General features: G+C 59.9%; 21 protein-coding genes. 4 read left to right on the top strand and 17 right to left on the bottom strand.

The genetic code is table 11. The features are described 5' to 3' along the window. Positions 1-71: 71 nt before the first annotated feature. Both HGHM_RS04430 and HGHM_RS04425 read right to left on the bottom strand, forming a co-directional pair. The gene (locus tag HGHM_RS04430) at positions 72-668 is read right to left on the bottom strand and encodes a DUF938 domain-containing protein (RefSeq protein WP_019140306.1); all 597 of its coding nucleotides are present in this window, start codon (positions 666-668) and stop codon (positions 72-74) included. Positions 669-687: 19 nt separating this feature from the next. Beyond that, complete coding sequence (locus HGHM_RS04425) at positions 688-1,461, bottom strand: Mut7-C RNAse domain-containing protein (RefSeq protein ID WP_019140305.1); 774 nt, start codon at positions 1,459-1,461, stop codon at positions 688-690. Between the two features lie 416 nt (positions 1,462-1,877). Here HGHM_RS04425 and HGHM_RS04420 point away from each other — a divergent pair, with 416 nt between their 5' ends. The 3 genes from HGHM_RS04420 to HGHM_RS04410 all read left to right on the top strand — a co-directional run bounded on the left by HGHM_RS04420 (position 1,878) and on the right by HGHM_RS04410 (position 4,013). Further along, positions 1,878-2,717 carry a universal stress protein gene (locus tag HGHM_RS04420; RefSeq protein WP_019140304.1) on the top strand — a complete coding sequence of 280 codons (840 nt, stop codon included), beginning with the start codon at positions 1,878-1,880 and terminating at the stop codon, positions 2,715-2,717. Positions 2,718-3,247: 530 nt separating this feature from the next. Next, positions 3,248-3,526, top strand: a complete 279-nt coding sequence (locus HGHM_RS04415; protein WP_019140303.1) for a DUF2188 domain-containing protein — start codon at positions 3,248-3,250, stop codon at positions 3,524-3,526. 217 nt (positions 3,527-3,743) lie between these two features. After that, the gene (locus HGHM_RS04410) at positions 3,744-4,013 is read left to right on the top strand and encodes a GlsB/YeaQ/YmgE family stress response membrane protein (RefSeq protein WP_026075691.1); all 270 of its coding nucleotides are present in this window, start codon (positions 3,744-3,746) and stop codon (positions 4,011-4,013) included. A 256-nt stretch (positions 4,014-4,269) separates the two neighbouring features. Here the strand turns inward: HGHM_RS04410 and HGHM_RS04405 are convergent, their stop codons facing one another. The 7 genes from HGHM_RS04405 to HGHM_RS04375 all read right to left on the bottom strand — a co-directional run bounded on the left by HGHM_RS04405 (position 4,270) and on the right by HGHM_RS04375 (position 11,390). Continuing rightward, positions 4,270-4,638, bottom strand: a complete 369-nt coding sequence (locus HGHM_RS04405) for a DUF1850 domain-containing protein (RefSeq protein WP_245549153.1) — start codon at positions 4,636-4,638, stop codon at positions 4,270-4,272. 14 nt (positions 4,639-4,652) lie between these two features. After that, on the bottom strand, positions 4,653-6,740 hold the full coding sequence (locus tag HGHM_RS04400; RefSeq protein WP_019140300.1) for a TRAP transporter permease: 2,088 nt from the start codon (positions 6,738-6,740) through the stop codon (positions 4,653-4,655). Positions 6,741-6,807: 67 nt separating this feature from the next. Beyond that, on the bottom strand, positions 6,808-7,767 hold the full coding sequence (locus HGHM_RS04395; RefSeq protein ID WP_019140299.1) for a TAXI family TRAP transporter solute-binding subunit: 960 nt from the start codon (positions 7,765-7,767) through the stop codon (positions 6,808-6,810). Between the two features lie 384 nt (positions 7,768-8,151). After that, complete coding sequence (locus HGHM_RS04390; RefSeq protein ID WP_019140298.1) at positions 8,152-9,384, bottom strand: acyl-CoA dehydrogenase family protein; 1,233 nt, start codon at positions 9,382-9,384, stop codon at positions 8,152-8,154. A 61-nt stretch (positions 9,385-9,445) separates the two neighbouring features. Further along, positions 9,446-9,871, bottom strand: a complete 426-nt coding sequence (locus HGHM_RS04385; protein WP_019140297.1) for a PaaI family thioesterase — start codon at positions 9,869-9,871, stop codon at positions 9,446-9,448. A gap of 31 nt (positions 9,872-9,902) precedes the next feature. Beyond that, the gene (locus HGHM_RS04380; RefSeq protein ID WP_019140296.1) at positions 9,903-10,673 is read right to left on the bottom strand and encodes an SDR family oxidoreductase; all 771 of its coding nucleotides are present in this window, start codon (positions 10,671-10,673) and stop codon (positions 9,903-9,905) included. 9 nt (positions 10,674-10,682) lie between these two features. Continuing rightward, positions 10,683-11,390 carry a histidine phosphatase family protein gene (locus HGHM_RS04375; RefSeq protein WP_019140295.1) on the bottom strand — a complete coding sequence of 236 codons (708 nt, stop codon included), beginning with the start codon at positions 11,388-11,390 and terminating at the stop codon, positions 10,683-10,685. Positions 11,391-11,486: 96 nt separating this feature from the next. Between HGHM_RS04375 and HGHM_RS04370 the strand changes: the two genes are divergently transcribed. Next, positions 11,487-12,416, top strand: coding sequence for a LysR family transcriptional regulator (locus HGHM_RS04370; RefSeq protein WP_019140294.1), 930 nt, complete (start codon positions 11,487-11,489; stop codon positions 12,414-12,416). A gap of 6 nt (positions 12,417-12,422) precedes the next feature. Here HGHM_RS04370 and fumC read toward each other — a convergent pair whose 3' ends face one another. The 8 genes from fumC to HGHM_RS23800 all read right to left on the bottom strand — a co-directional run bounded on the left by fumC (position 12,423) and on the right by HGHM_RS23800 (position 22,769). Next, complete coding sequence (fumC, locus tag HGHM_RS04365; RefSeq protein WP_019140293.1) at positions 12,423-13,832, bottom strand: class II fumarate hydratase; 1,410 nt, start codon at positions 13,830-13,832, stop codon at positions 12,423-12,425. A 254-nt stretch (positions 13,833-14,086) separates the two neighbouring features. Further along, positions 14,087-14,791, bottom strand: coding sequence for a hypothetical protein (locus HGHM_RS04360; RefSeq protein ID WP_019140292.1), 705 nt, complete (start codon positions 14,789-14,791; stop codon positions 14,087-14,089). Positions 14,792-14,839: 48 nt separating this feature from the next. Continuing rightward, positions 14,840-19,489, bottom strand: coding sequence for a pilus assembly protein (locus HGHM_RS22170; protein WP_161603769.1), 4,650 nt, complete (start codon positions 19,487-19,489; stop codon positions 14,840-14,842). A 64-nt stretch (positions 19,490-19,553) separates the two neighbouring features. Beyond that, positions 19,554-20,171, bottom strand: coding sequence for a pilus assembly PilX family protein (locus tag HGHM_RS23365; RefSeq protein WP_161603768.1), 618 nt, complete (start codon positions 20,169-20,171; stop codon positions 19,554-19,556). Continuing rightward, positions 20,165-21,259 (bottom strand): PilW family protein, encoded by a 1,095-nt coding sequence (locus tag HGHM_RS04345; protein ID WP_019140289.1) that lies wholly within the window; start codon positions 21,257-21,259, stop codon positions 20,165-20,167. Before HGHM_RS04345 ends, HGHM_RS23365 begins: the two co-directional genes overlap by 7 nt. 10 nt (positions 21,260-21,269) lie before the next feature. Beyond that, complete coding sequence (locus tag HGHM_RS22165) at positions 21,270-21,707, bottom strand: type IV pilus modification PilV family protein (RefSeq protein ID WP_019140288.1); 438 nt, start codon at positions 21,705-21,707, stop codon at positions 21,270-21,272. Between the two features lie 7 nt (positions 21,708-21,714). Further along, on the bottom strand, positions 21,715-22,308 hold the full coding sequence (locus tag HGHM_RS04335; RefSeq protein ID WP_019140287.1) for a GspH/FimT family pseudopilin: 594 nt from the start codon (positions 22,306-22,308) through the stop codon (positions 21,715-21,717). Beyond that, complete coding sequence (locus tag HGHM_RS23800) at positions 22,302-22,769, bottom strand: type IV pilin protein (protein ID WP_019140286.1); 468 nt, start codon at positions 22,767-22,769, stop codon at positions 22,302-22,304. Before HGHM_RS23800 ends, HGHM_RS04335 begins: the two co-directional genes overlap by 7 nt. Positions 22,770-23,132: the final 363 nt, after the last annotated feature.

The raw sequence follows: 23,132 nt of genomic DNA, 5'->3' as shown, positions 1-23,132 counted from the left end.
AAGGGGCAACTTATCTGATATGACTTTCGGACGCGTTGAGCTCTCTCAATCCAAGCCGAGTACCAGCCGAATCAGCAACGGCGCCACACCAGCAGACGATTGTTTGCCGGCATCTCGAAATCGGACAGCATTGCCAGGCCTTGTTCGCGCGCCAGCTCATTCACCGCTTCCATGTCGCGGATGCCCATGTGCGGTGCCTGCTCTTTCAGCATGGCATCGAAGCGGGCATTGCTGGCGCTGGTGAATCGTCCCCGATAATTGAAAGGGCCGTAGATGCACAGCACGCCGTCTTTTGCCAGAATGCGGCCAATGCCGCGAAACATTGCCTGTACTTGTTGCCAGGACATGATGTGGCAGGTATTGGCGGTGAAGACGGCGTCATACGGCCCAGCCGGCCAGGAAGGATCATTCATGTCGAGCGCAAGTGGCGGCAGCACATTGCACAATGGCTCTGCTTCCATCCAGGCAAGGATGCCCGGATGATTGCCTGGCAGGTCGCTCGTCTGCCAGAGCATGTGCGGCAAGTATCGCGCGAAATGGACCGCATGCTGGCCGGTGCCGCTGCCGATTTCCAGTACCCGTGTCTTGTCCGCCAGCATCTCGCGCAGGATGGCGAGGATCGGCTCCTTGTTGCGTTCGCATGCCGCGGAGAATGGCCGGGAATTCATTTCCTCCTGCAATGACGCACTATCCGGTTTCTTCATCTGAAGCGGGCGGTGTGCCAAGTTCCAGCATCTGCGCCACCCGGTCGCGCATGCGGTCGACATGCGAACCTTCCCAATATACCTGGGCGCATCCCTTGCACTCGAAGAAGCGCTCATAGACCTGCCGGCTGTGCTGCGGCACCCGGTCGGCCACCCTGCTCTTGTCGATGCTGTGCAATTCGCCATTGCAGGTCAGGCAGCGGCTGAACGCACGGGCTGCCTGAGCCAGGTTGAAACGGCTGATCACCTCCACCAGCTGTTCATCGCATGCGACCGCATGCAGATAGCAACCGTGGATGATTTCTTTTCTGATCAGCAAATCACGATCCCGCGTCAGCACGATGCGGTCTTCGCTGGCGGCAATGCGGGCGATTTCGGCATCGCTGTAGTCATTGCGATACAGCACATCGAAGCCAAGCATGCGCAGGTTTTTCGCAAGTTGTCCCAGATGCGCATCGGCAATGAAGCGGCAGCCGCGGGCAGGCGGCCGGCGCAGGTTCATCAATGGCGTAATGTCGAACATGCCGAAGTGGGGATAGACGCTCACCCTTTCCCCTTCTTCCAGCCGGCGCGAGAAATCGACCGGCCTTCCATTGACCAGGATCAGCTCGACTTCGGTATGCGGGACGCCGAGGGCTTCGATCATGTGCTTGACGCTCGCATTGTCTGCAGAGCTATGGGGAAAGCTGCGCTGTCGCAGGCCCGGCGCCAGAAAATCGTTCAGTTCTGCATAAAAGCGGAATGTGACATTGGCCACGGTAAATGCCTGTTCATTTGGCCCGGCCGCGAATCGGCCAGCGCTATCGTTGCGTCAATAAATTCCGGCCCGATTGCCAGCCAGATTGGAGCATGCCGGCGGACGGCAAGTTGACGCAAGCGAGACAGTGCCGGCATTGATGTTGCAGACTTTCATTCTATGTAAAGGTGTCGCTAAATCAAGGGGACAGAACCCAAACCGTATTCAACGCTCCAAGATATCTCCGCAGCGCAATAGCAGATGATGCACGAACACATCGGCTGCGGCTTATGGAAACGAAGCGAAGCCAGCCGGCAGGAAGACCTTCCTTGTTTGACTCCAATCAAATCCTGCATGCATGCCTCGGCGGCCGCTTTCCGTTCCGTCTATGGTTGAACTAATTATCTTGATGCGCACTGCAGCTCGAGGAGTATGAAATGTCCTATAAAACCATCCTGGTGCATGTGGACGAATCCGAGCATGCCATCGAACGCATCAAGATCGCTGCCGCGGTCGCCATGACGGAAAATGCCCACCTCATCGGCACGGCCACCACCGGCGTATCGCGCTTCCTGCAGCAGTCCACGCTTTCGTCCGCGCCCACGCCGCATCTTGCCGCCCATCTCGACATGCTGCGATGCCAGGCCAGGCTCGGGCTGGAACGCTTCGAAGCGACCGCAAGAAAGATCGGCATACCGTCATTCGAAAAGCGGCTGGTGGATGATGAAGCGGGGGGCGGGATTTGCCTCCAGGCACGCTACTGCGACCTGGTGGTGATCGGCCAGCTCGACCCGGAGCACCCTTCGGCCGTGGTGATGCCGGACTTTCCACAGTATGTCGTATTGAATTCCGGACGGCCGGTGCTGATCGTCCCCTGCTCGGGCCGATGTGAAAGCATAGGCCGGCGGGTGCTGATTGCATGGGATGCCAGCATGCCGGCAACGAGGGCAATTACCAATGCCATTCCGCTGTTGCGCCGGGCGCAGGTGGTGGAGGCTGCGGTATTCAATCCGCAAGCGCAGCCGCAGATGCAGGGTACGGATCCGGGCTCCGGTATCGTGCCCTATCTGGCCCGGCATGGCATCCAGGTTGAAGTGAAACAGAAGGAAACCGATACCGGCATCGGTGCCGCCCTGCTGTCGCTTGCCGCCGAAGACGAATGCGACCTGCTGATCATGGGTGGCTATGGTCATTCGCGCTTTCGCGAAATACTGCTCGGCGGCGTCACGCGTACCGTGCTGGAAGAAGCGACGATCCCCGTACTGATGTCCCATTGACGCAAAGCATTCCTCGTGACGGGACCCCACTGAACACGCCGGCAGTTCACTTGCATTTCATTCTCTTTTCCATGGCTTCCCCGTCCTGCTTGTAACTCTTACTTCTTTGCGGGCATGCCTTGCAATCTTTTCCCGAGTCAAGGACGGCCTTACACATCTGGCGACCCCGCCACAGGGGAATTTTTGCGGGGTGCGAATAGGCACAAGAATTGCAGGATGTTTTTCGTCGTGCAAGCTGTCTGTCCAACACGCGCTGTTGATGGGAAACAAGAACGGCATGCGTGCGAGAAAGCTGCTCGCGTTGCAATGAGAGGCAAAGGCCGGTCTTCAACGGCTGGTTTCAGCGGCGTCCCCGGAAGGCCGATGCTTCATGAGTCAGGCGCAAATACGGGTGCAGCGCAGGGAATAGTTGAGCACCTGGCAGAACGTACAGGAACATGCATGACGCATGTATTCGCACGCGCGCCGCGGCATCCTTGCTGCGTGGAGTCGACGACGCTCATGGATATGTTCACGAAGGGATGAGAGAAATGGAATTCGATCGGCGAGATGATCAGTTGGATGAATTGGTGATCTGCATATCGCCGGGTATCAATGGGAGATGGGATGTATCGGAAAAGGGGTTTGAACAACCATTTGCGTCGTTTGACGACAAGGAGGATGCCTATGCCTATGCCAGAGATCTGACCAGGTCCAGGAAGGATGCAACCGTCCTGGTAGAAGATGAAGAAGGTTTTTCACCGCTCCCTTTGCGCGATGACGCAGCCGCCGCGGATCAGAACAGGCATGCACGCAATGACGCTGCCTGACTGCGCCGGCGCGCCGTTAGCCTGCGCAGCAAGACTTCGTACGGCTCTGTACATGCATGCGAGGGTTTGCGCGATGCGGGATATGGAAAGGGAAGCAGGAGCTGGAAGATTGCCGGCACATGCTGATGATGTCCCGGCAGAAAAAACGGTGATGAACCATTTCATACTCAGCCAGTCTATCAGCTAGCCAGTTTATCAACATATATTGGAGGTCAGTATGAATTTCATTATTTGGATTGTAGTTGGCGGTATTCTCGGGTGGCTTGCGAGCATGGTGATGCGGACTGATGCGCAGCAGGGGCTTTTCCTCAACATCATCGTCGGCATCGTTGGTGCGCTATTAGGCGGATGGTTGCTGGCACCGCTGTTCGGCACCGGCACGATCAACCAGAATGATTTCAGCATCGGATCGCTGCTGGTATCCTTCCTGGGCGCCGTCGTGCTGCTGGCGATCGTCAACCTGCTGCGGCGTGGCACGCCCCGTTAAAACACACTACACCGTCGGTCCAGCACCGACTCAGCGTGAAATACGCATCGGTAGTGCAGGAAGCCGGATTCAGCAGGCTCCTGCACTACAATTTTCTCCCGCCCTTCTGTTCTTCCCTTTGATTTTCCGCTTGATGTGAAAGCACTGCAGCGTGCATGTGCGTGCGTGGCAGCTGCTGCTTCCCGCACGGCTTTCGGCCTGATTCGACAGAACAGGCGGATCCTGGCATGCGCCTAGCGATTGTCGTTCCGGCTGGTCATTCCTGCGGAATTTCGCACGGCGCCACTTCAAGCAAGGGAGCGTTTTCGACAGGCCCGACCAATGCAGTCAGCGGCCGGCATGTGTTGTCCCAGCACAGCGTGTAATCCGGAACATAGGGAGAGCGCGTCAGGCGCAGGCGTTCGAGCGGCGGCAGGGGCGGAACGTAATGCCAGGCACCGTCTTTCAGCACCGCTCCTTCCGGCGGCTCCATTCCGGCGCCACTGCCGCGGATACGGGCTTCGACCAGTCGAAGCCTGTCGCCGGCGACCCGGTAATCCTCTTCCCAGCGGATCTTTTCGATGGAATGGTTCCAGGCCAGGGTGAATTGCGCATGCGGCAGCGGCAGTGAAAATGCCGCTGCCACAAGGCAGATCCCGATCACGCCGCCACCGCCAGCCGGCGTTTCCGCACGAACTGCCAGGCAAAGAACAGCGCTGCCATCGCAAAGCCGATTTCATCGGTGATGGGCACCGCTGCCACCAGCAGCAGGGCCGACACGCCGGTGAAAATGCGCTCGTACACCTTGAGCGGCGTCCACAGGTAGCCGACTGCAGTGGCACCCCACAGGATGATGGCAAGCACAGTCTTGAACACCACGTAAGCCACTGCCAGCACCGTCCAGTCGCCTTGCAGCATCAAGGCGGGATCGTAGACCGCCATGTAGGGAATCACGAAGCCGGCAATCGCAATCTGGGTTGCCTTGAAGCCGATCTTCATCGGCGATTCCTTGGCGATGGAGGACGCTGCAAAGGCGGCCAGCGCGACCGGCGGGGTAAGGTCAGCCATGATCCCGAAATAGAACACGAACATGTGGCTGACGATGAGCGGCACGCCCAGATTGAGCAAGGCCGGCGCCGCGATCGAACTCGTGATGATGTAGTTCGGAATGGTGGGGATGCCCATGCCCAGCACCAGGCAGACGATCATGGTCAGGAACAGCGACAGGAACAGGCTCTTCGCTCCGACATCGAGGATGAAGCCGGCGAAACTGGATGCCGCACCTGTCAGGGTCAGCACGCCGATGATCACGCCGACGATCGCGCAGGCCAGCCCGACCGGCAAGGCCTGCTTGGCGCCATCGATCAGGCTCATCTTCATGGAGCGCAGGGTTTCCCGGCCGCCCTGGACGACGAAGCAGGCCGCCACCAGCAGCGCGATGATCGCAAGGATCGAATAGATGCCCCACTGGAGGAAGGTCGCGGCTGCCAGACCAAGGGCGACCCAGAACACATAGCGGAACGCCTGCTTCGACAATCCGGCTGCCACTGCAGCGCCGAGGATCAGGATCGCGGTCAGTGCGAGTCCGGTCAGGCCGGCGAACATCGGCGTGAAGCCGTGAAACAGCATGGCCACCAGCGCGGCCAGCGGCAGGATCAGGTGCCAGTTCGCCTTGAGCGCGCGCCAGGGATTCGGGATTTGATCCTTGGGCAGGCCGGACAGTCCGGCACGGCCGGCTTCCAGGTGGACCATCCAGAATGCGGTCAGGTAGTACAGGATGGCCGGAATTGCCGCCGCCTTGACGATGTCGACATAAGGCACGTTGAGCGTCTCGGCCATGATGAAGGCGACGGCGCCCATCACCGGCGGCATGATCTGCCCGCCCATGGACGAGGTGGCTTCCACTGCGCCGGCAAACACGCCGCTGTAGCCGAAGCGCTTCATCAGGGGAATGGTGAACTGGCCGACCGTCAGCACGTTGGCCACGCCGGAACCCGAAATCGTGCCCATGAAGCCGGAGGAAATCACCGCGACCTTGGCCGGACCGCCCTTGGCATGGCCGACCAGGCCCAGCGCCAGGGAATTGAACAGGTTGATCATCCCGGCATGTTCAAGGAAAGCCCCGAACAGGATGAACAGGAAGATGTAGGTCGCCGACACCATGGTCGGAGTGCCGAAAATGCCTTCGCTTCCGGTGAACAGCTGGTCGATGATCTGGCCGTAGTCGTAGCCGCGATGCGCGAGCGCGCCCGGCAGGTATTGTCCGAACAAGCCGTACAGCAGGAAAGCGCCGCACACCAGCGGCAGCGCAAGGCCCATTACCCGGCGCACGGCTTCGAACACCATCACTACCGCGATGGTGCCGACCACCAGATCGGCCGTGGTGGGGTCCCCAGCGCGCTGGATCAGATCGGCTTCGAAAATCCAGTGGTAAGTGCCCATGGCGAAGGCGCCTGCGGCGAGCAGCCAGTCATACCAGGGAATGCTGGTATGAGTGCCGCGCTTGACTGCGGGATACAGCAGGAAGCACAGCATCAGCAGGAAGCCTACGTGCAGCGAGCGGATCACGAGGCTGGAAAGCGGGTGGAAAGCGGCAACGATGAGCTGGTAGACCGAGAATGCCAGCGCCGCCGCAAACAGAACTTTCAGCGACAGGCCGGCCAGCTGGCGTTGTACGCCGTGTTCCTGAAATTCTTCGGGTGAGGGAGTTTTGCCCTGGGGATGGGCGTGCAGATCGATAGTAGACATGACGTGTTCCTAAAAGTAGCTGCGATGGAAGGCGCTCAGCCTTCCATCGGTGCGAGTTCCTGATGCCTTACTTGAGCAGGCCGGCTTCGCGATAGTACTTTTCTGCCCCGGGATGCAAAGGCACCGGCATGTTCTGCGCTGCAGTTTCCTTATTGATGGCCTTTGCCGCAGCATGGGCAGCAAGCAGCTGGTCCTTGTTCTCGAAGATCGCCTTGGTCATTTTGTAGACGGTATCCGCCGGCACGCCTTGATGCGTCACAAGGAAGTTCTGCACTGCGGCAGTCTGCACATCGGCCGTCTGGCCCTCATAAGTATTGGCAGGGATAGTGGCCGACTGGTAAGCCGCGTCGCCGACCTTCTTGACAACTTCCGCAGGAATCGGCACCACCACGATCCTGACCGACGACGCGAGGTCGCGCAGGGAAGAAACACCCAGGCCGGCCGACTGCAAGGTCGCGTCGAGCTGGCGGTTCTTCATCAGTTCCACCGATTCGCCGAAGGGCAGGTATTCGACCTTGGCAAAATCCTTGTAGCCCATGCCTGCGGCCTTGAAAATCGCACGGGCATTCAGTTCGGTGCCGGACTTGGGTGCGCCAACCGAGATACGCTTGCCCTTGAGGTCGGCCAGGGTCTTGATGCCGGAGTCAGCCGAAGCAACGATCTGGATGTAGTTCGGGTAGATGCCGGCCACACCGCGCAGCTTTTTCAGCGGGGCCTTGAAACCGGCTTCCTCCGAACCTTTCCATGCGTCCGAGAGGGAGTCGCCCAGCGTGAATGCGAGTTCGCCGCGGCCGCTCTGGAGCAGGTTCAGGTTCTCGGCCGACGCCTTGGTCGCCTGCACCGAAACCTTTGCATCCGGGAGCATCTTGCTATAGATCTGGGACAGAGCAACGCCCATGGGGTAATACACGCCGCTGGTGCCGCCGGTGAGGATGTTGACGAATTGTTGCTGAGCATGAACCGGGGCTGCAGCCAGCAGGGATACGCCTGCCACAGCCAAAAGACGGCGCAAAATTCCAAATCGCATGTTGGTCTCCTTTAGATTTATTTCGAAACAGCTTGAGGAACGGGTAGATTCAAGCCGGCACGAATAGCCGGACTAACTGAATCTTAGCCGCAATATGATCGGCGCGATTAGTCTAAAGTAGAAAAACGGGCAAAAACATGCGGGATATTGCGTAGGCACACTTGGAAAAATGACATCGATTCAGGGTGCCGCATGCGCATTGTCGGGTACGGCGGACGGCGATACCCTTCGCCTCATCTGTGGATCCACAAGGAATGGAGCCCCGCTCCTTCATCGCCTGACCTCGCATTGCACCAAGCCAAACCGGATGGAGGCAGCCAGGCTGCGGTCGGCCGCCTCCATCCCGCATCGGTTTTCCCCGCCGGATGCCGGCAAGGCTGGTCTTCAATGCGGCTTCGGCGTCTGCCTGTACTTCGCCAGTTCCAGCTTGCCGACCTGGTTGCGATGGACTTCATCCGGGCCGTCGGCAAGGCGCAGGGAGCGTGCGCTTGCATAGGCATGCGCCAGGAATTCATCGGCCATGCCGCCGCCGCCGTGCGCCTGGATGGCCCAGTCGATCACCTGGCACGCCATATTGGGCGCCGCCACCTTGATCATGCCGATTTCCTTGAGGGCAGCCTTGTTGCCGACGGTATCCATCATCTGCGCCGCATTCAGGACCAGGAAGCGTGCCTGATCGATCAGGATACGGGCATTGGCGATGCGTTCCAGGGTGACGGTCTGTTCCGCGATCGGCTTGCCGAAAGCGACGCGATTCATGGTGCGCTGGCACATCTTTTCCAGGGCGCGCTCGGCCAGCCCGATCAGGCGCATGCAGTGGTGGATGCGTCCCGGCCCGAGCCGGCCCTGGGCGATTTCGAAGCCGCACCCTTCCCCGAGCAGCATGTTGGAAGCCGGCACCCGCACATTCTCGAACACGATCTCGGCATGGCCATGCGGCGCATCGTCGAAGCCGAGCACCGGCAGATGCCGCACGACGCGTACGCCCGGTGTGTCACGCGGCACGATGATCATCGATTGCTGCTTGTGCTTGTTCGGATTGTCGGGATCGCTCTTGCCCATGAAGATGAAGACCTTGCAGCGCGGATCGCCTGCGCCGGACGACCACCACTTGCGGCCGTTGATCACGTAGTGGTCGCCGTCAAGTTCAATGCGGCTTTCGATGTTGGTCGCATCCGAGGACGCCACCGCCGGTTCGGTCATGGCGAAGCAGGAGCGGATCTTTCCTTCCAGCAGCGGCTTGAGCCATTGTTCCTGCTGTTCCGGCGTGCCATAACGGGCCAGCACTTCCATGTTGCCGGTATCCGGCGCACTGCAATTGAAGACTTCCGCCGCCCAACCGGCGCGGCCCATGATCTCGCATAGCGGCGCATATTCGAGGTTAGTCAGCCCGGCGCCGTGTTCCGACTCCGGCAGGAACAGGTTCCACAGCCCTGCGGCACGCGCCTTTTCCTTCAGCTCTTCCATCACCATGGTCGGCACCCAGGCATCGCCCTTCTTCCGGTTTTCCTCGATTTCGGCGTGAAAGCGGGCTTCGTTCGGATAGACATGCTCGTCCATGAAGGCATTCAGGCGGGCTTGCAACTCCTTGACTCTGGGACTGTACTGGAAATCCATGTTTGCTCCGTCTTGATGCGCGCCATGCGCAGTTTTCGTAAAAAATCTCTGGCCGCAAGCCTCAGTGCGTCACCGGCTCGATGTTGCGCGCCGTCGCCAGCGCGCTCGCGCACAGGGTTTCCTGCCCGCCCCGCACCGAATAAACCTCGGCGGCGCACACCGTGATCAATTTGCCCGGGCTGACCACCCGCCCGCGCGCAAGCAGCTTGTCGCCATTGGCAGGGCCGACAATCTTGAGCGTGCAATCGATGCTGGCATTGATCCAGCCTGGTGGCAGCAGGGTTCCCGCAGCCGCGACCGCAGCAAAGTCGGCCGCCGCAAAAATCGCCGTCGCCTGTAACTGCCCGGGACGAAAGCTCAGCTCATCCCGATAAGGGATTTCAAGCTCCACCGTGCCTGCACCGATGTCAAGGAATTGCAGGCCGAGCGATTTCGCCATCGGCATTGCGAGTACCGCCTGCTTCAGCCTCTCCGCCTGATCATGCATGGTTCTGCCTCCCCGCAAGCTTGAAAGCCGCTCAGCCGATCAGGTAGCCGCCGTCGACGTTGATGCAGGTGCCGGTGGTATAGCTCGCCGCGTTCGACGCGAGATAGAGCACCGCGCCCGCCATTTCGCCGGGCTGCGCGACACGCCGCATCGGCACATGCGGCATCAGCCGTTTCAGCACTGCTTCGTTCTGCACCAGCGCGGCGGCGAACTTGGTATCGGTCGCGCCCGGAAGGAGTGCATTGACGCGCACACCCGACCCCGCGCATTCCTTGGCGAAGGCCTGCGTCATCGAAATCACCGCTGCCTTGGTGATCGAATAGATGCCCTGCCCGTCGCCCGGAATGACGCCGTTGACCGAGGCGACATTGATGATGCTGCCCCCGCCGTTTTTCGCCATCAGCTTCGCGCCATGGACCGAGCTGTAGAAATAGCCGCGGATGTTTACGTCGAGCGTCTTCTGGAAGGAAGACAGGTCGGTGTCGAGGATAGGCCCGAAGTAGGGATTGGTCGCCGCATTGTTGACCAGGATGTCGAGGCGGCCGTGGGTACTCTCGATCGCCTGGAACAGCGCTTCGATCTGCGCCAGCTCGCCGATATGGCAGGCACGCGCTTCCGCCGAGCCGCCCGCGGCCTTGATCGCGGCGACCACGGTTTCACAGGCTTCCGCCTTGCGGCTGGATACGATCACATGGGCGCCGTAAGCAGCCAGGGCCTTGGCAATGGATTCCCCGATGCCGCGGCTGGCGCCGGTCACCAGCGCGACCTTGCCGGTCAAATCGAACAGATTGGTAGCTGACATGATGGTCCTCTATCGATAGGTAATGGTATGCGGCTGCCCGAGCCACTCCAGGTGGGAATAATTGTTCAGGTAACTGAGAGTGACCCTGCCCGGACGGTACAGGAGCTTGGTCACAGCGCTGTTGACGAGCATCCAGTTGAGGTCCGCCACCTGCCTGTCCTGCAGGCCGAGCAGGTGCTGGCACAGGGTGGCGATGGTACCGCCGGAGGTAAACACCGCGATCGATTGCGACTGCCCCGGAGATGACACCAGGCGTTCGAGCGCGGCGACGCAGCGCTGGCGGAAATGCGGCCAGGGCTCGCTGTAATCCGCATCGTGTTCGCCGCTCATCCAGCGCGCCATCGCCGCCTGGAAAATCTCCTGGAAAGCCTGGCGAGGATTCTTGGTTTCTACAAAAAATCGCCTGGCGGCTACCGGATCATCGAATTCCGGCCGATAGCGCACCAGTACCTCGTGGTGGTCATATTCATTGAAACCGGGATCGGTGACCCATTCGCTATTGGCAGGCGCTGCATGCGCCAGCCCGGCAAGGCAGGCTTCCGCCGTTTGCCGGTGGCGCTGCATGCCGCCGACGACGACCCGATGAAATTCCTGCTTGCAATTGGCAAACCATTCGCCGAGCAGGCGCGCCTGCTCCTGGCCGAGGTCGGACAACTGGTCGTAATTCGCACTGCCGAAGGATGCCTGCCCGTGGCGGATCAGATAGATTTGGCCCATGGAGGATGCGTAAGATTTTTTCTTGGCTTGCCCAAAGCTTACCGGCCCGCATAGAATCGATCAAATGAATAATCGGAATCAGCGTCAATAAGTCTCATGCATATATCGCGCGTCGACCTGAATCTTTTCATCGTGTTCGAGGCGATCTATACCGAGGGCAGCGTCACGCGCGCCAGCCAGAAGCTGAACCTGACTCAGCCCGCCATCAGCCATGCCCTGGCGCGCCTGCGCGAAATGTTCAAGGACCCGCTGTTCGTCCGGCAAGGCCATGCGATGGTGTCGACGCCACTGGCGCGCAGCATGATCGAACCGGTGCGCCGTTCCCTGCGCGGCCTGGAAGTCACGCTCACCGGACTGGAGCGCTTCGACCCCGCAACCACCACCAAGCAGTTCAACCTCGCGCTGCGCGATGTGCTGGAAGCGACCATCCTGCCGCCGCTCATGCAGCGCGTGCGCAAGGCGGCACCTCAGGCCGGCATTACCGCAAGCCAGGTGGACAGGCGCGAACTGGAAAGCGAACTGGCGGCGGGAACTTTGGATGGCGCAATCGACGTCCTGCTTGCACTGTCCAACGACATCCATCGCACGCGCATCGGGCAGGACACCATCGTAGTCGTGGCGCGCAAAGGCCATCCCGCCATCCATGGCTCGATCGACCTCGACACCTACCTGCAGCAGGATCACATCCTGGCAAGCTCGCGCCGCCGCGGGCCGGGGCTGGAAGATTTCGAATTGAGCCGCTTCGGCCTGCAGCGGCGCATCCGCCTGCGCTGCCAGCATTACTTCGCCGCCTGCCGCGTGGTGAGCCAGACCGACCTGATCCTGACCATGCCGGGCCGTTACGCGCAGGTAGCGAGCCGACAATTCGACAACCAGATCCTCGACTTTCCGATCGAACTGCCGCCGCTGGATGTGTTCCTGTACTGGCATGCCAACGTCGACAAGGACCCGGCCAATGTCTGGCTGCGCAAACAGATCATGCAATCCTTCGGAAAGCGTCAGCCGGCTTCGTCGCGCTCATCCTGAAGCCCTTCAGTCGGCACCCCCGGCGTCGCCTTCCGGATGCGTCATCTCCTCCGGCCGCACCCAGCGGTCGAAATCGGCATCGCTGACATAACCGAGGTCCAGCGCCGCCTGCTTCAGCGTGCTGCCTTCCTTGTGCGCCTTCTTCGCAATCTGCGCGGCGCGGTCATAGCCGATGTGCGGCGCCAGCGCCGTCACCAGCATCAGCGAACGGGCCATCAGTTCGGCAATCCGTTCCCGGTTCGCCTCGATGCCGCGCGCGCAATGCTCGTCGAAGCTCTTCATGCCGTCGGCCAGCAGGCGCGCGCTTTGCAGGAAGCCATGCGCGATCAGGGGCTTGAAGACATTCAGCTCGAAATTGCCGGAGGCCCCGCCGATGTTGATCGCCACGTCATTGCCGAAAACCTGGCAGCACAGCATGGTCAGTGCTTCGCACTGGGTCGGATTGACCTTGCCCGGCATAATCGAGCTTCCGGGCTCGTTTTCCGGAATGCTGATCTCCCCCAGCCCCGACCGCGGGCCGGAAGCCAGCCAGCGCACGTCGTTCGCAATCTTCATGAGTGCGGCAGCCAGCGTCTTCATCGTGCCGTGCGCTGCCACCAGTGCCTCATGGCCGGCCAATGCGGCGAACTTGTTGGCAGCGCTCCTGAACGGCAGGCCGGCATCCTTCGCCAGTTCGGCTGCCACCCGGTCGCCGAATTCCGGATGCGTATTCAGCCCGGTTCCGACTGCCGTCCCCCCGATGGCCAGCTCGCACAGCATGGGCACGCAAGCCGCAACCAGGGATTCGGCATGGCCGAGCTGCGCGGCATAACCCGAAAATTCCTGGCCGAGCGTCAAAGGCGTGGCATCCTGCAAATGCGTGCGCCCGATCTTCACGACATCGTCGAAGGCCCGCGCCTTGCCCTCCAGCGTAGAGCGCAATGCCTGCAAGGGCGGAGCGAGATGCTTCTGCACGGCGATTGCAGCCGCTACATGCATCGCCGTCGGGAAGACATCATTCGATGACTGGCCCATGTTGACGTCGTCATTTGGATGAATCAGCCGCCCCTGCCCGCGCGGCCCGCCCAGCAATTCCGAAGCGCGGTTGGCCAGCACTTCATTCATGTTCATGTTGCTCTGCGTGCCAGAGCCGGTTTGCCACACGGACAGCGGAAACTCATCCGGATGCCGGCCCGCCAGCACCTCGTCCGCCGCCTTGATGATCGCCTCTGCCTTCTCCGCCTTCAGCCGGCCGAGGTCGCGGTTAACTCTGGCACAGGCCCGCTTGACCATCGCCAGCGCGAAGATCAGTTCCTGCGGCATGCGCTCAGTGGATATGTGGAAATGGTGGAGCGAGCGCTGGGTTTGCGCGCCCCACAGGCGGTCGCTGGGGACGTCGATCTCGCCGAAAGTGTCGCGTTCTTTTCTGTTTGCCATGCCTCTTACCTTGGGAAATGTAAGGTTTGCGCCTGCGGGCGCAAACCGTGTTCTTCACGATGTAGGCTTATTGAAGGAAACAGGAGCTGCCACGAACGGGATACTGAATGCTGCGCCGCCCTGCTTTCCCGCCATGCCAGCCGGCCTCGAAAGTCAGACCCCGATATTGGGGCCAAGTTTTCGCCGGCTTAATGACGTGCCGCACATTAGCTCAAATTAAAGAGTCCGCAGGCATGGCATTGAAATGCCTGATCTCAATAAACCGGCACAGGCTTCTGCACCGAGATTACCGCGAGGTCTTCCAGCCTGACTTCGATGTTGAGCTCGCTCTTCACTGCGACATAGCCTATTTTTCCTGGGCGGAATTTGGTCTTCAGGAAAGCATTGGTGATGAAACGCGTCGCCAGCTCGGACAACGCGGTTTCATGTATCACGACTTCATCCACCTCTCCCTGCTCGTTGATCAGCAGGCTTACATTTATTGGCGGAGGGGCGACATCCGGAAGGATCAATGTCCTGCCCGAAGGGATGTCCTCCACGACAACGGGAGCTTCCGTCAAGTCAGACAACGGGAAATAGCGGAGATCCGATGCTGGCAGAACCGGAACCGCAGCCACCTTTTCTCGACGTTCCCGCTGAAATCGGGTCTGCTCCGCTGACGGCCGGTCTTCGGCATCCGCAGCATGTTCATCGAATTCGTGTTTATGGTTCTCGAAGGTCGTGCGCGACTGCGCCGGCTCAATCGTCTTCTCCGATTCCACGGCCGACGCCTTTTCGGATAGTACCCGGCTCTCAGATGATTTCAACTCAACGGCAATCGTGCTCGCAGGTTCCGGGCGGCTGCTCTGCCCGCCTGCGATTCCGTTCTTCGGACCAATAGCGGCAGCCACGCCAAGATGCAGGGCGACCGACAACAGGAAAATGGCTAAATGGGAGGATGGGCGCTGCACGAGTTTCATGTAGGCCAGCCTGATGGATCATGCACGCATCACGCCGGCCTCTCCTGCTTATCGGGTGGTCAATACTCTCCATGAGACGCGCCGCGTGCCGCTGCCTATCGACGGCTTGACCGGCGGGGTAATAACCACGGTGCCGCCGAGGTCAGTGCCGCTCGATGCCCCGCTTGATGTCCGGATCAGCGCCCGCACCGTGCCGTCCGCCTGTTCGATTAGGACTGGGCGCGTCACGAGGCTGGAGCCCAGGTTGATACCCACCACGCCGCTAGAGCCTTCCACCGGCCCGCCGGTAAGATAGTCGAGCGCATAGACAAAGCTGCCGGACGAGTTCGCTGCAGTAGCGCCGCACGCGCTCATCGAGGAGCTTTGAGGAGTGATGGTAGTGAACAGCAGCGTGCCCAAGCCCAGCGACGGATCGCTGCTGGAGCGCTCCCCGGGAACAAGGAAATCCATATACCAGCCGTTGTTAATGCCCCAGTCCACCGGATTGTTGGTGCCCGTGCGCACCGTCTGGCCCGGGGCGCATACCGTGGTCGGGGCATCGGCCGGGCAGTTATCGTCGGTCAGCGTCTGTTTGACGAATTTGTTCGTCGCCAGGCGCGGATTGCCGTAACTCGTGTTGCCGAGGTTGTCCTTCACTGCATAGAACGACTGCTTGCTGGTATCACCGACATCGCTCACCCCCAGGAAGCGGCCGGTGCCGACATAAACGATCGGCATGCCATTGACCGTCGCCTCCAGCGGCTTGACGGTAACCGGCTGAGGCTTGCCGTCTTCGTCCTTGAAGGTCGCCAGCAGCTGCGCATCATAGCCGGCGTCGCCGATGTCGCCGTTGACGTCGAAACGCCATAGATTGCCATAAGTGTCGCCGCCATACGCCGCCACCGTCGTGTTGTCCGTCATCGACTGGGGCGCATGGGCACTGATGCGTGCCATACCGCTCGGATTGTCTGACGTGCCTACGCTGGTGCTGATGGTACGGATCAGGGCGCCGGTATTCGCGTTCAGCACGAACAGCCGGCCGATGCCGTCGGCGTTGTTATAGCCGGAGCTCAGCAGGACAACCCAGGTGCCATCCTTCAGCTTGGTGATTTTCGGGTTCCCATAGGAATAGCCGAGATTGGCGTTGGTGAACTCCCATAACAGCGTCGGGCTGGCGGGATTAGTGATATCCAGTGCGTAATAGCCTTTGCCGCCACGATTCAGCCCCCCGACCAGGATGGTTTTCCACTGACTGCCGGTGCAGGTCGATGCCGGTGCGTTGGGACAGATGTCGCCGGTTTCTGGTGAAGCATCGACGAGGAACTGGTGCTTGGATGCATAGTTCTTGTCAGCCAGCTTGTACAGGTCAGGCAGGACCATGCTAGGAACGTATGCCCACAATTCCTTGCCGGTCGCCGCATCGAACGCATGCAGCATGCCGTCGTTGGCACCCACGTAGACCGTGCCGCTGCGCGCGGCTTTCGCTGTCTTGAAGGCACTGTAGCCGGCGTCGATATAGTTGAACATCGGCGCCTGAACATATCTTGCTTCCGAAGACACGATGTCGCCCAGGACATGGGTACGTTGCCGGAAATAGCTGCCCTCATTGCTGCGATCCCCGCGGAAGAAGTTCACCAGCGCTTCTCCCGCTGCATTGGTCTGGTCAGTGTCACTCAGGCAGTTGCCGCCCGAAGAGCAGAACTGGGACAAGCCGACCGTATCGGAAACAAAGCTGATATGGGGCGTAGTGAAATGGGAAGTCAGCCCGGCAGTCTGCAGACTGGCCCAGTCGAACGATATGAGTCCGGCCGCACCCTTTGTATAGATGGTGCGCGACGTCGGCGCAGTCACAGCAACCGGTGATTCTGCGGCTTCATCGACATGCACGACTTCGATGTTCGCTCCGTCGGTGCCCGTGCTGCTGCCATCGAAAGTTGTTCCCGAGGTGTATTCCTGCGTAACCGTGTAGCAGGAGCTTCCCCGCCTGTACACATTCCCGACTACATACGTGGTCGAAGGCTGCCAGGTAGTGGTCGCACAATCGACCAGCTTCATCGCCGACCAATTTTGTGCGGTCAGGGTTCCGGTTTCCGTGATCTGCTGGCGGATCAGCTCACCATACCATTCAATCGACTTGTAGGAAGAGCTGAATACATAGTTGTCGCTGGCGCTGACGTTCGGGTTACTGCTCGCCGCCGCGGCCGCCGTACCCGGCCTGGGTGTATTCATGATCGACTTCAACGTCGAAGTCAGGCTGTCGGCCAATGAGGTCGGATCCTTCGCACTGAAGTAGGCGCCGCGGCCATTCACCGCCGCATGCCACAAGTCATCGATGGTGGTGTTCTCGTTCGATACCGGTGTGGGCCAGTTGCATGCGCCGCTGCTCTGCCACGAGCAGATACCGGTTGCCGGGTTCGCATTGGTGCCTTTGAGGACATCGTAAAAGTCCCCGCTTGTATCGTTCCAGTAATCCTTCCCATCGTTCGGCGCATAAATCATCTTGCCCTGTGCACCCAGGCCGAGGGTAAAGGTCGTCATGTGCTGCGTCGTCGCGACGTCGCGCCCGTTGGCCGGCACGTTGTTGTCGCACAGGTTGTTCGGCGTGGTTGCGGGAGGCACGACGGGGCCGGTACAGGTGCCGGTGCCCAGGTCCGGATCCGGATCACGCAAATCGGTACCGTAATAGTAGGCGGCGACGTCCGCCAGAGTGTTGAAGGTGCCGGTCACGGGATTGGTCTCGCACTCCCTCGCGGTGATCACCGTATAGTTGGGTCCGGGAGATTGCGCCGCCGGCGTGCAGGACGATGCATTGGCCCAGGAAGTCCAGGCGGCGTACTGGCAATCCGTTCCATTGGCGATCGTCCAGTTGCCTGAGCCGCTGCTGTAATTCACGGTGCAGCTGGTTGACGTATTCGCCCAAGAACCCCAGGAATACTGGCATTGGGTGTTGGTGCCGGGCATGCAGCTGGTCGCATTGCTCCAGCTGCCCCACCGGCTCCCTGATTTCGTGCGTTTTTGCAGCTTGCCGGTTCGCGTTTGAAGGCGACTGGTCCTCGTCTGGAGGCGAGCGCTTCCGCCGTCGTAGTATGGACGCGGCAGGCCGGCATCCTGGTTTCCGACAGTAGTGCTGCCATCCATCTGATTGAATCCTGAACCTTCGTTCCAGAAACCGTCGGTGGAGAGAATGGTGTAGTTCTGCTGGCAGGAATACTGAAGCGGATCGACCACTCTGCTTCCGTTCAGGGTCTGGCCATTGAGCTTGCCCGCATAGAGCCGGCCAGCCTTTGCCAATGCAGCGCGCACCGGCGTCGAACTGTTTGGATTGGCACTGATGAGCTTGTTATACCAGTTGTATTTTTGCGCGCCTGCGAATTCTCCCAGGTTAAGGAAGTCGCTGCCAGTATTGTTGTTGATGCTCATATAGCCCAGACGGAAACGCGATACGTTGTTCACCAGATCGCTTGCCGAGTCAATCTGCGCGAAGGCATTGCTCGCAGCTGTCTTCATCATCTGCATACGCGTCCGGTAATACGTCCACCAATTCGCATAGTTGATCATTTCCTCATTGCCGGTGCAAAGGCTGCCGGCGCAATCCTTTCTGTCAGTATGCTTGGCCGTTGTGCCCGGGAAGGGGTAGACGGCACTGGTGCCCGGCACGATGACGGTCTTCAGGTTGTAACCGGGGACTGCGCTGGTGGTAAATGCATTGAGGGTGTTCCAGCTAACGCTTCCCGATCTTGATATCGACGGGGTGGTAAGTGTAGCCATCATGCCAGCAGTAATGGTGACAGTGCTGCCTGAAACTTCAGCGGCAAAACCGCGCACCGTGCAGTTCCCCGTGGCCGTTCCATTGCAGTTATTGATGGCAGCAGCGATAGCAGCAGCCATAGCGCTTGTACTGTTGGAGCCCGCGGTAACAGTCGCTGGCAGGATTTCCTGCGAATTCACTTTGATGCTAGTAATGCTGGCACCGCTTGACACGCTACTAATCGTGATGCTGGTTTCGCGTGGCGAAGGAGCGCGCGCATAGCTGAAGCTCGTGTCGAAGGCTGCACGGCAGTTGCTTAAACCGGTACTATCGCACCAGCGCAACTTCGCCGGAAAGTTGTAGGCAACGCCGCCAACAGTGGTTGGAGCGTTGGCGGTTACGCAAGTCCGCAGGCTCGCCGATGTGCAGTACTCCCCCGCTACTATGGTGTAAAACGAGGGCGGGTTGGATTGCAGATCGGACGAGGAAGTGCTTTGGACACCATAGGCGTCGTTCTTGACGGCCTTCCAATTCGGCTTGGTCGTCGAATTTGCGCCGGTCGCAGTGCTCATCCCTGTCATGCTGGGATACTTCGAGGTATCGAGCGCCCCGCTGCTGTCAACGGCAATCGGCGGTTTATAGGTGATTGCCGGATTGTAGTAGATGCCGTTATAAGCAGCGTTCCGGAAAAGAGCTTGGGTGGGCGTGGATCTCGGGTCTTGTCCCGTGCTTGAACAGCTGCTGTTGGTTGTCGAGTAGCTGGCGCACGCCCAGTCGGGCATGAAATCCCAGTCCATACTTCCCGAATCGTCCAGCACGAAAAACACATTCGGCTTCACGTCGGTGCTCGAAGTCGCCGAATAGGTGTTCAGCGGTTCGGTCGAGATGTCCGTCGCTCCAGCCTGCGCGGCGATGAAAGCCGAAACGATAAGCAAGCCCCTGATTGCTTTGAACGGTCGATCGAGGGTCATGGCGGTCTCCTGAATCTGAAGCATATCCTGCATACGTAAAATTTTTGGTCCGTCGGCGTCCCTGTTACAGGGCCACCACCGACTGCACATAGCTGACTGTGTTTTTCGGCCCGCTGACCCGCACCGTAATGCGGTAGTAAACGACGGAAGGCGCGTTGAGCTGGACTTCGCCCGCCTCTTCCGCGTTTCCGGTCGCCGCTGTAACCGATGGAGAAGCAACGCAGGACGCGCCGGCTGTCCTGGCACCCGCATTTCTGCACAAACGGTCGATGACGAAGGCAACGGTATTGCCGGCTTCGTCGGGGCTGGTGAATTTGTAGGCCCGGTTATCCAGGGATTGCTGCCAGAAGGCGTCCCAAGATTGACCGGAAGCCGGGCTCATGTCGGTGCTGGCACCGTTCGCCGCATAGCCGTTCGTCGAATCGTCGGCATCGAGGGCATTACCCGTCTTGTTAGCCTCGAGAAAGGCGACAGCCGTTTCGATGCCGGTATCGGCGGAATGAATGGCCGCCTGCTGGAATGCCACGTTGCCCGCGATGATCGTGTTCGTATCCACGGAGCGAACCAGGGCGATGGCGGCCAGCGTCATCGCCACCAGCACGACCAGCGCGACGATCAGCACGACACCCTTCTGCCTGGAACGAGGCGCCGGCGCCATGGAGATAAGTGTTTTCGCTAACATCCGGCACTCCCCTGCATCCATCCGACATTACGAATTGGGATTACTGCTTCAAATACCTTGTAGCGGTAATGCTTCCATGGCTCGTCGGGCACGGCATCGGGCCCGAGGCTGCCCGTACCAATGATCGGGGCGGCGGCATTGTCGGACCAGGTCGGGGCATTCACCGGCTGGGGTGCATTGCGTGCAGTCGCGGTCACGATGTCCTTGCTGTATTCGCCGCTGCGCGCGACCAGTGCGAGGTTCACGGCACAAACCTTTGTCCAGTCAAGGTTGTCGGTCGGCGTGGTTTGATTGCGCGAGCCCGGGGTGCCTGTCGGATTCTTTGTATCGCGCCAGTACACGGCCTTGATACTGATGATGTTGTTCGCGACCGGAACCCAGACCGACGGCTTATCCTTGTCGGCAGCCTTGCCGCAGTCGTTCACCATGTAGTCGCATACAGTCAGGTTGCCGCCGCGAACGGCATAGGCCAGTATGCTGGGCGAGTTGCCTAGGTTGTACATCGCGGTGCCCGTCGCCGCGTTTGTCACGGTCACAGTGGTCGTCGCAGTCGCGGTAACCCTGTCGATCAGCAGGTTGGATGAGCATGCGGCCGGCGCGATGATGACCCGGTCGCCGACAGCGAAGGCGGTAGGCATCTGCACCGTGTTCTTCGCGCCGTCCTGGGACAGGATGTTATTGCCCTGAGGCTGTCCGTCGGTATTGCCATATACCACTAGCAAGGTATCGGTATTGGCATCGCCGGCGGGTATCGTACCTGGGTTGATGGTCACCGGAGCAAGCCGAACCGGATTGGTGATGCTGGTAGTGCCGCTACCCAATGTCCAGGTCGTATTGCAATTGAAAAGATTGAGCGCGGCGATGCCATAACCTGCCTGGCTGATGTCGCGCTGCAGCTGATTGAAGGCGATGATGCCGTTGCTTTGCGCGTCGCCGCCGCTGGTGGTTGTGCGCTTCCGCCCCTCGGACATGGCAAAAACCTGCAGCATGACGATGGCGGCGAAGCTGCCGATCGCCAGGCCGACCATGATCTCTACCAGCCCCAGGCCGGCGGCGCGATGAAGGAATGATTGGGGCTTGCGGACCACGTTGCCCTCCTTAGCTATTTGGCCGAATTTGCGCAATCGCGACATGCTTGTGCGGAAGGGTTCCGGCCTTTTCGCTCGGCGCAAGCCACTGGATCGTGATCGTCACCGTGCCGTCATCATTGACGTTCACGTCCGGCGGATTGGCCTCTACTCCCGGCAGCGTGGTAGCCACCTGGTTGTCCTTCCACGCGGTATAAACTGGGCCGTCGGTGGCAAAATTGGCTTTCAGCGAAGCCGGCGTACGATCGCTCGCCCACATCATCCCGATCATTTTGTCCGCCAGCAGGGATGCTTCAGAGCGATATCGCGCATCGGTCGACTGCTTCACGGCGGCGGCCTGCATGCCCACGATCGCGAGAATGCCAAGCGCGAAGATCACGATTGCAATCAAACCTTCCAGCAGGACGATGCCTGCTTCCCGGGACAAGTTTTGAAAGGGTTTCGCCATAGCTCATTCAACATGCTTGAGGGTTGGGGGGCGTGGCGGCGGGGATCGCCGGATCGCACATGCGGATCTGGCCACCCGGCGTGACAACCACACGCAGGCACCGCATCTTTCCGCCTGCCGCGACACAGGTGCCTCCGTCCGGATTGGTGATGTCGAACACTGCATTGTTTGCAGGAGGCAGCGTGCGTTCCCGGCCGAGACCATTGAAAACCAGCGTGTCCGTAAAAGCCGGACTTGCGACGGCCGCATTGGTGGATGCCACGACTTCGGACGTCGTGACTGATGCCTTGGAGGAGCCTTCAGCCGCATCCCGACTAGTGATGGGATCAGGACAATTGTCGGGGTCTGCAGTAACGCAACCGACACTCCATGAGGACCCGGTGCCGAGAACGAATTTGACCTGGGTATTGCGCCGCACAGCTTCTGAACGGGCGAGACTGAGCCCGTTTTGCACCGCCTCCGCGGCATTGCGTATGTGACTGCTCTGGATGAAGTTGCTGAAGCTGGGAACGCCGAAGCCCAGAACGATGGCCATGATCACGAGCCCTATCATGAGCTCGATCAGGGTCACGCCTCGCTGGCTTGGCAGGCGGCTCAGCATACGCCACCTTTGCGCGTGACCCAGCATGAGGTGCTGCCCGTCCAGCCGGAAGCGGTGATGACGCTTCGCTTGCTGTTGCTCTGGTCGACGTAATATTCAAAGCCTGCCATGGGACCGGTGCCGACAGCACGCAGTTCGAAGGTCGTGCTGGTAGGCGCGGTCGTGCCGCAGTCGAAGGTGAAGTATTTGCTCGAAGTGCTGTCGGAGGTGCAGGCAGGCGCGCTCGCATAAGTCTTGTTGTCCTGGAAGAACTGCTCCATCTGTACACGCTTCGCGGCCAAGTTGGATGTCGCATCGGGAATTCGGCTGCGCGTTACATAGTCGCGATAGGAAGGCACGGCGACGGTTGCAAGAATTCCAACGATTACCACGGTGATCATCAGTTCGATCAGCGTAAAACCCGCTTGCCCGGCATTCGATCGCTTGAAGCCACCCTGGTCCTGGGCCTTTGTCTTCTTCATTGCTATTCCTCGTAAGTCGTCATACCTCGGAAACTATTGTTTCCTTAAGGCATTTCCACCTTACCTAAGGCAATTGCAATAAAGTAATGCTGCCGACGAACGGATCAATCCGGCGGATGGCTGGTTGTGACTATGTAGACGAAACTCCACCAACTCGCGCAGCCACTTGCCAGCATGGAAAGTGGATCGCCTTCTCAACAATGCTCTGCTCTTGCTGGCGATGGTCCGATGGATTGTCTGCGTCTTGAACGCACACGAAGGTCTTGAAGACCAAGCGAAACGGGCGGGGAAAGAATCGAGGACGGGCGCGAAGCAGGTGCGCTAGGGAGCGCTCGAGAAGAAGAATAGCGCCGCCAATACAGG

It is taken from the genome of Noviherbaspirillum massiliense JC206, assembly GCF_000312045.1.
Classification (GTDB): Bacteria; Pseudomonadota; Gammaproteobacteria; order Burkholderiales; family Burkholderiaceae_D; genus Noviherbaspirillum; species Noviherbaspirillum massiliense.
This window is presented reverse-complemented; position numbering and strand designations above follow the sequence as displayed.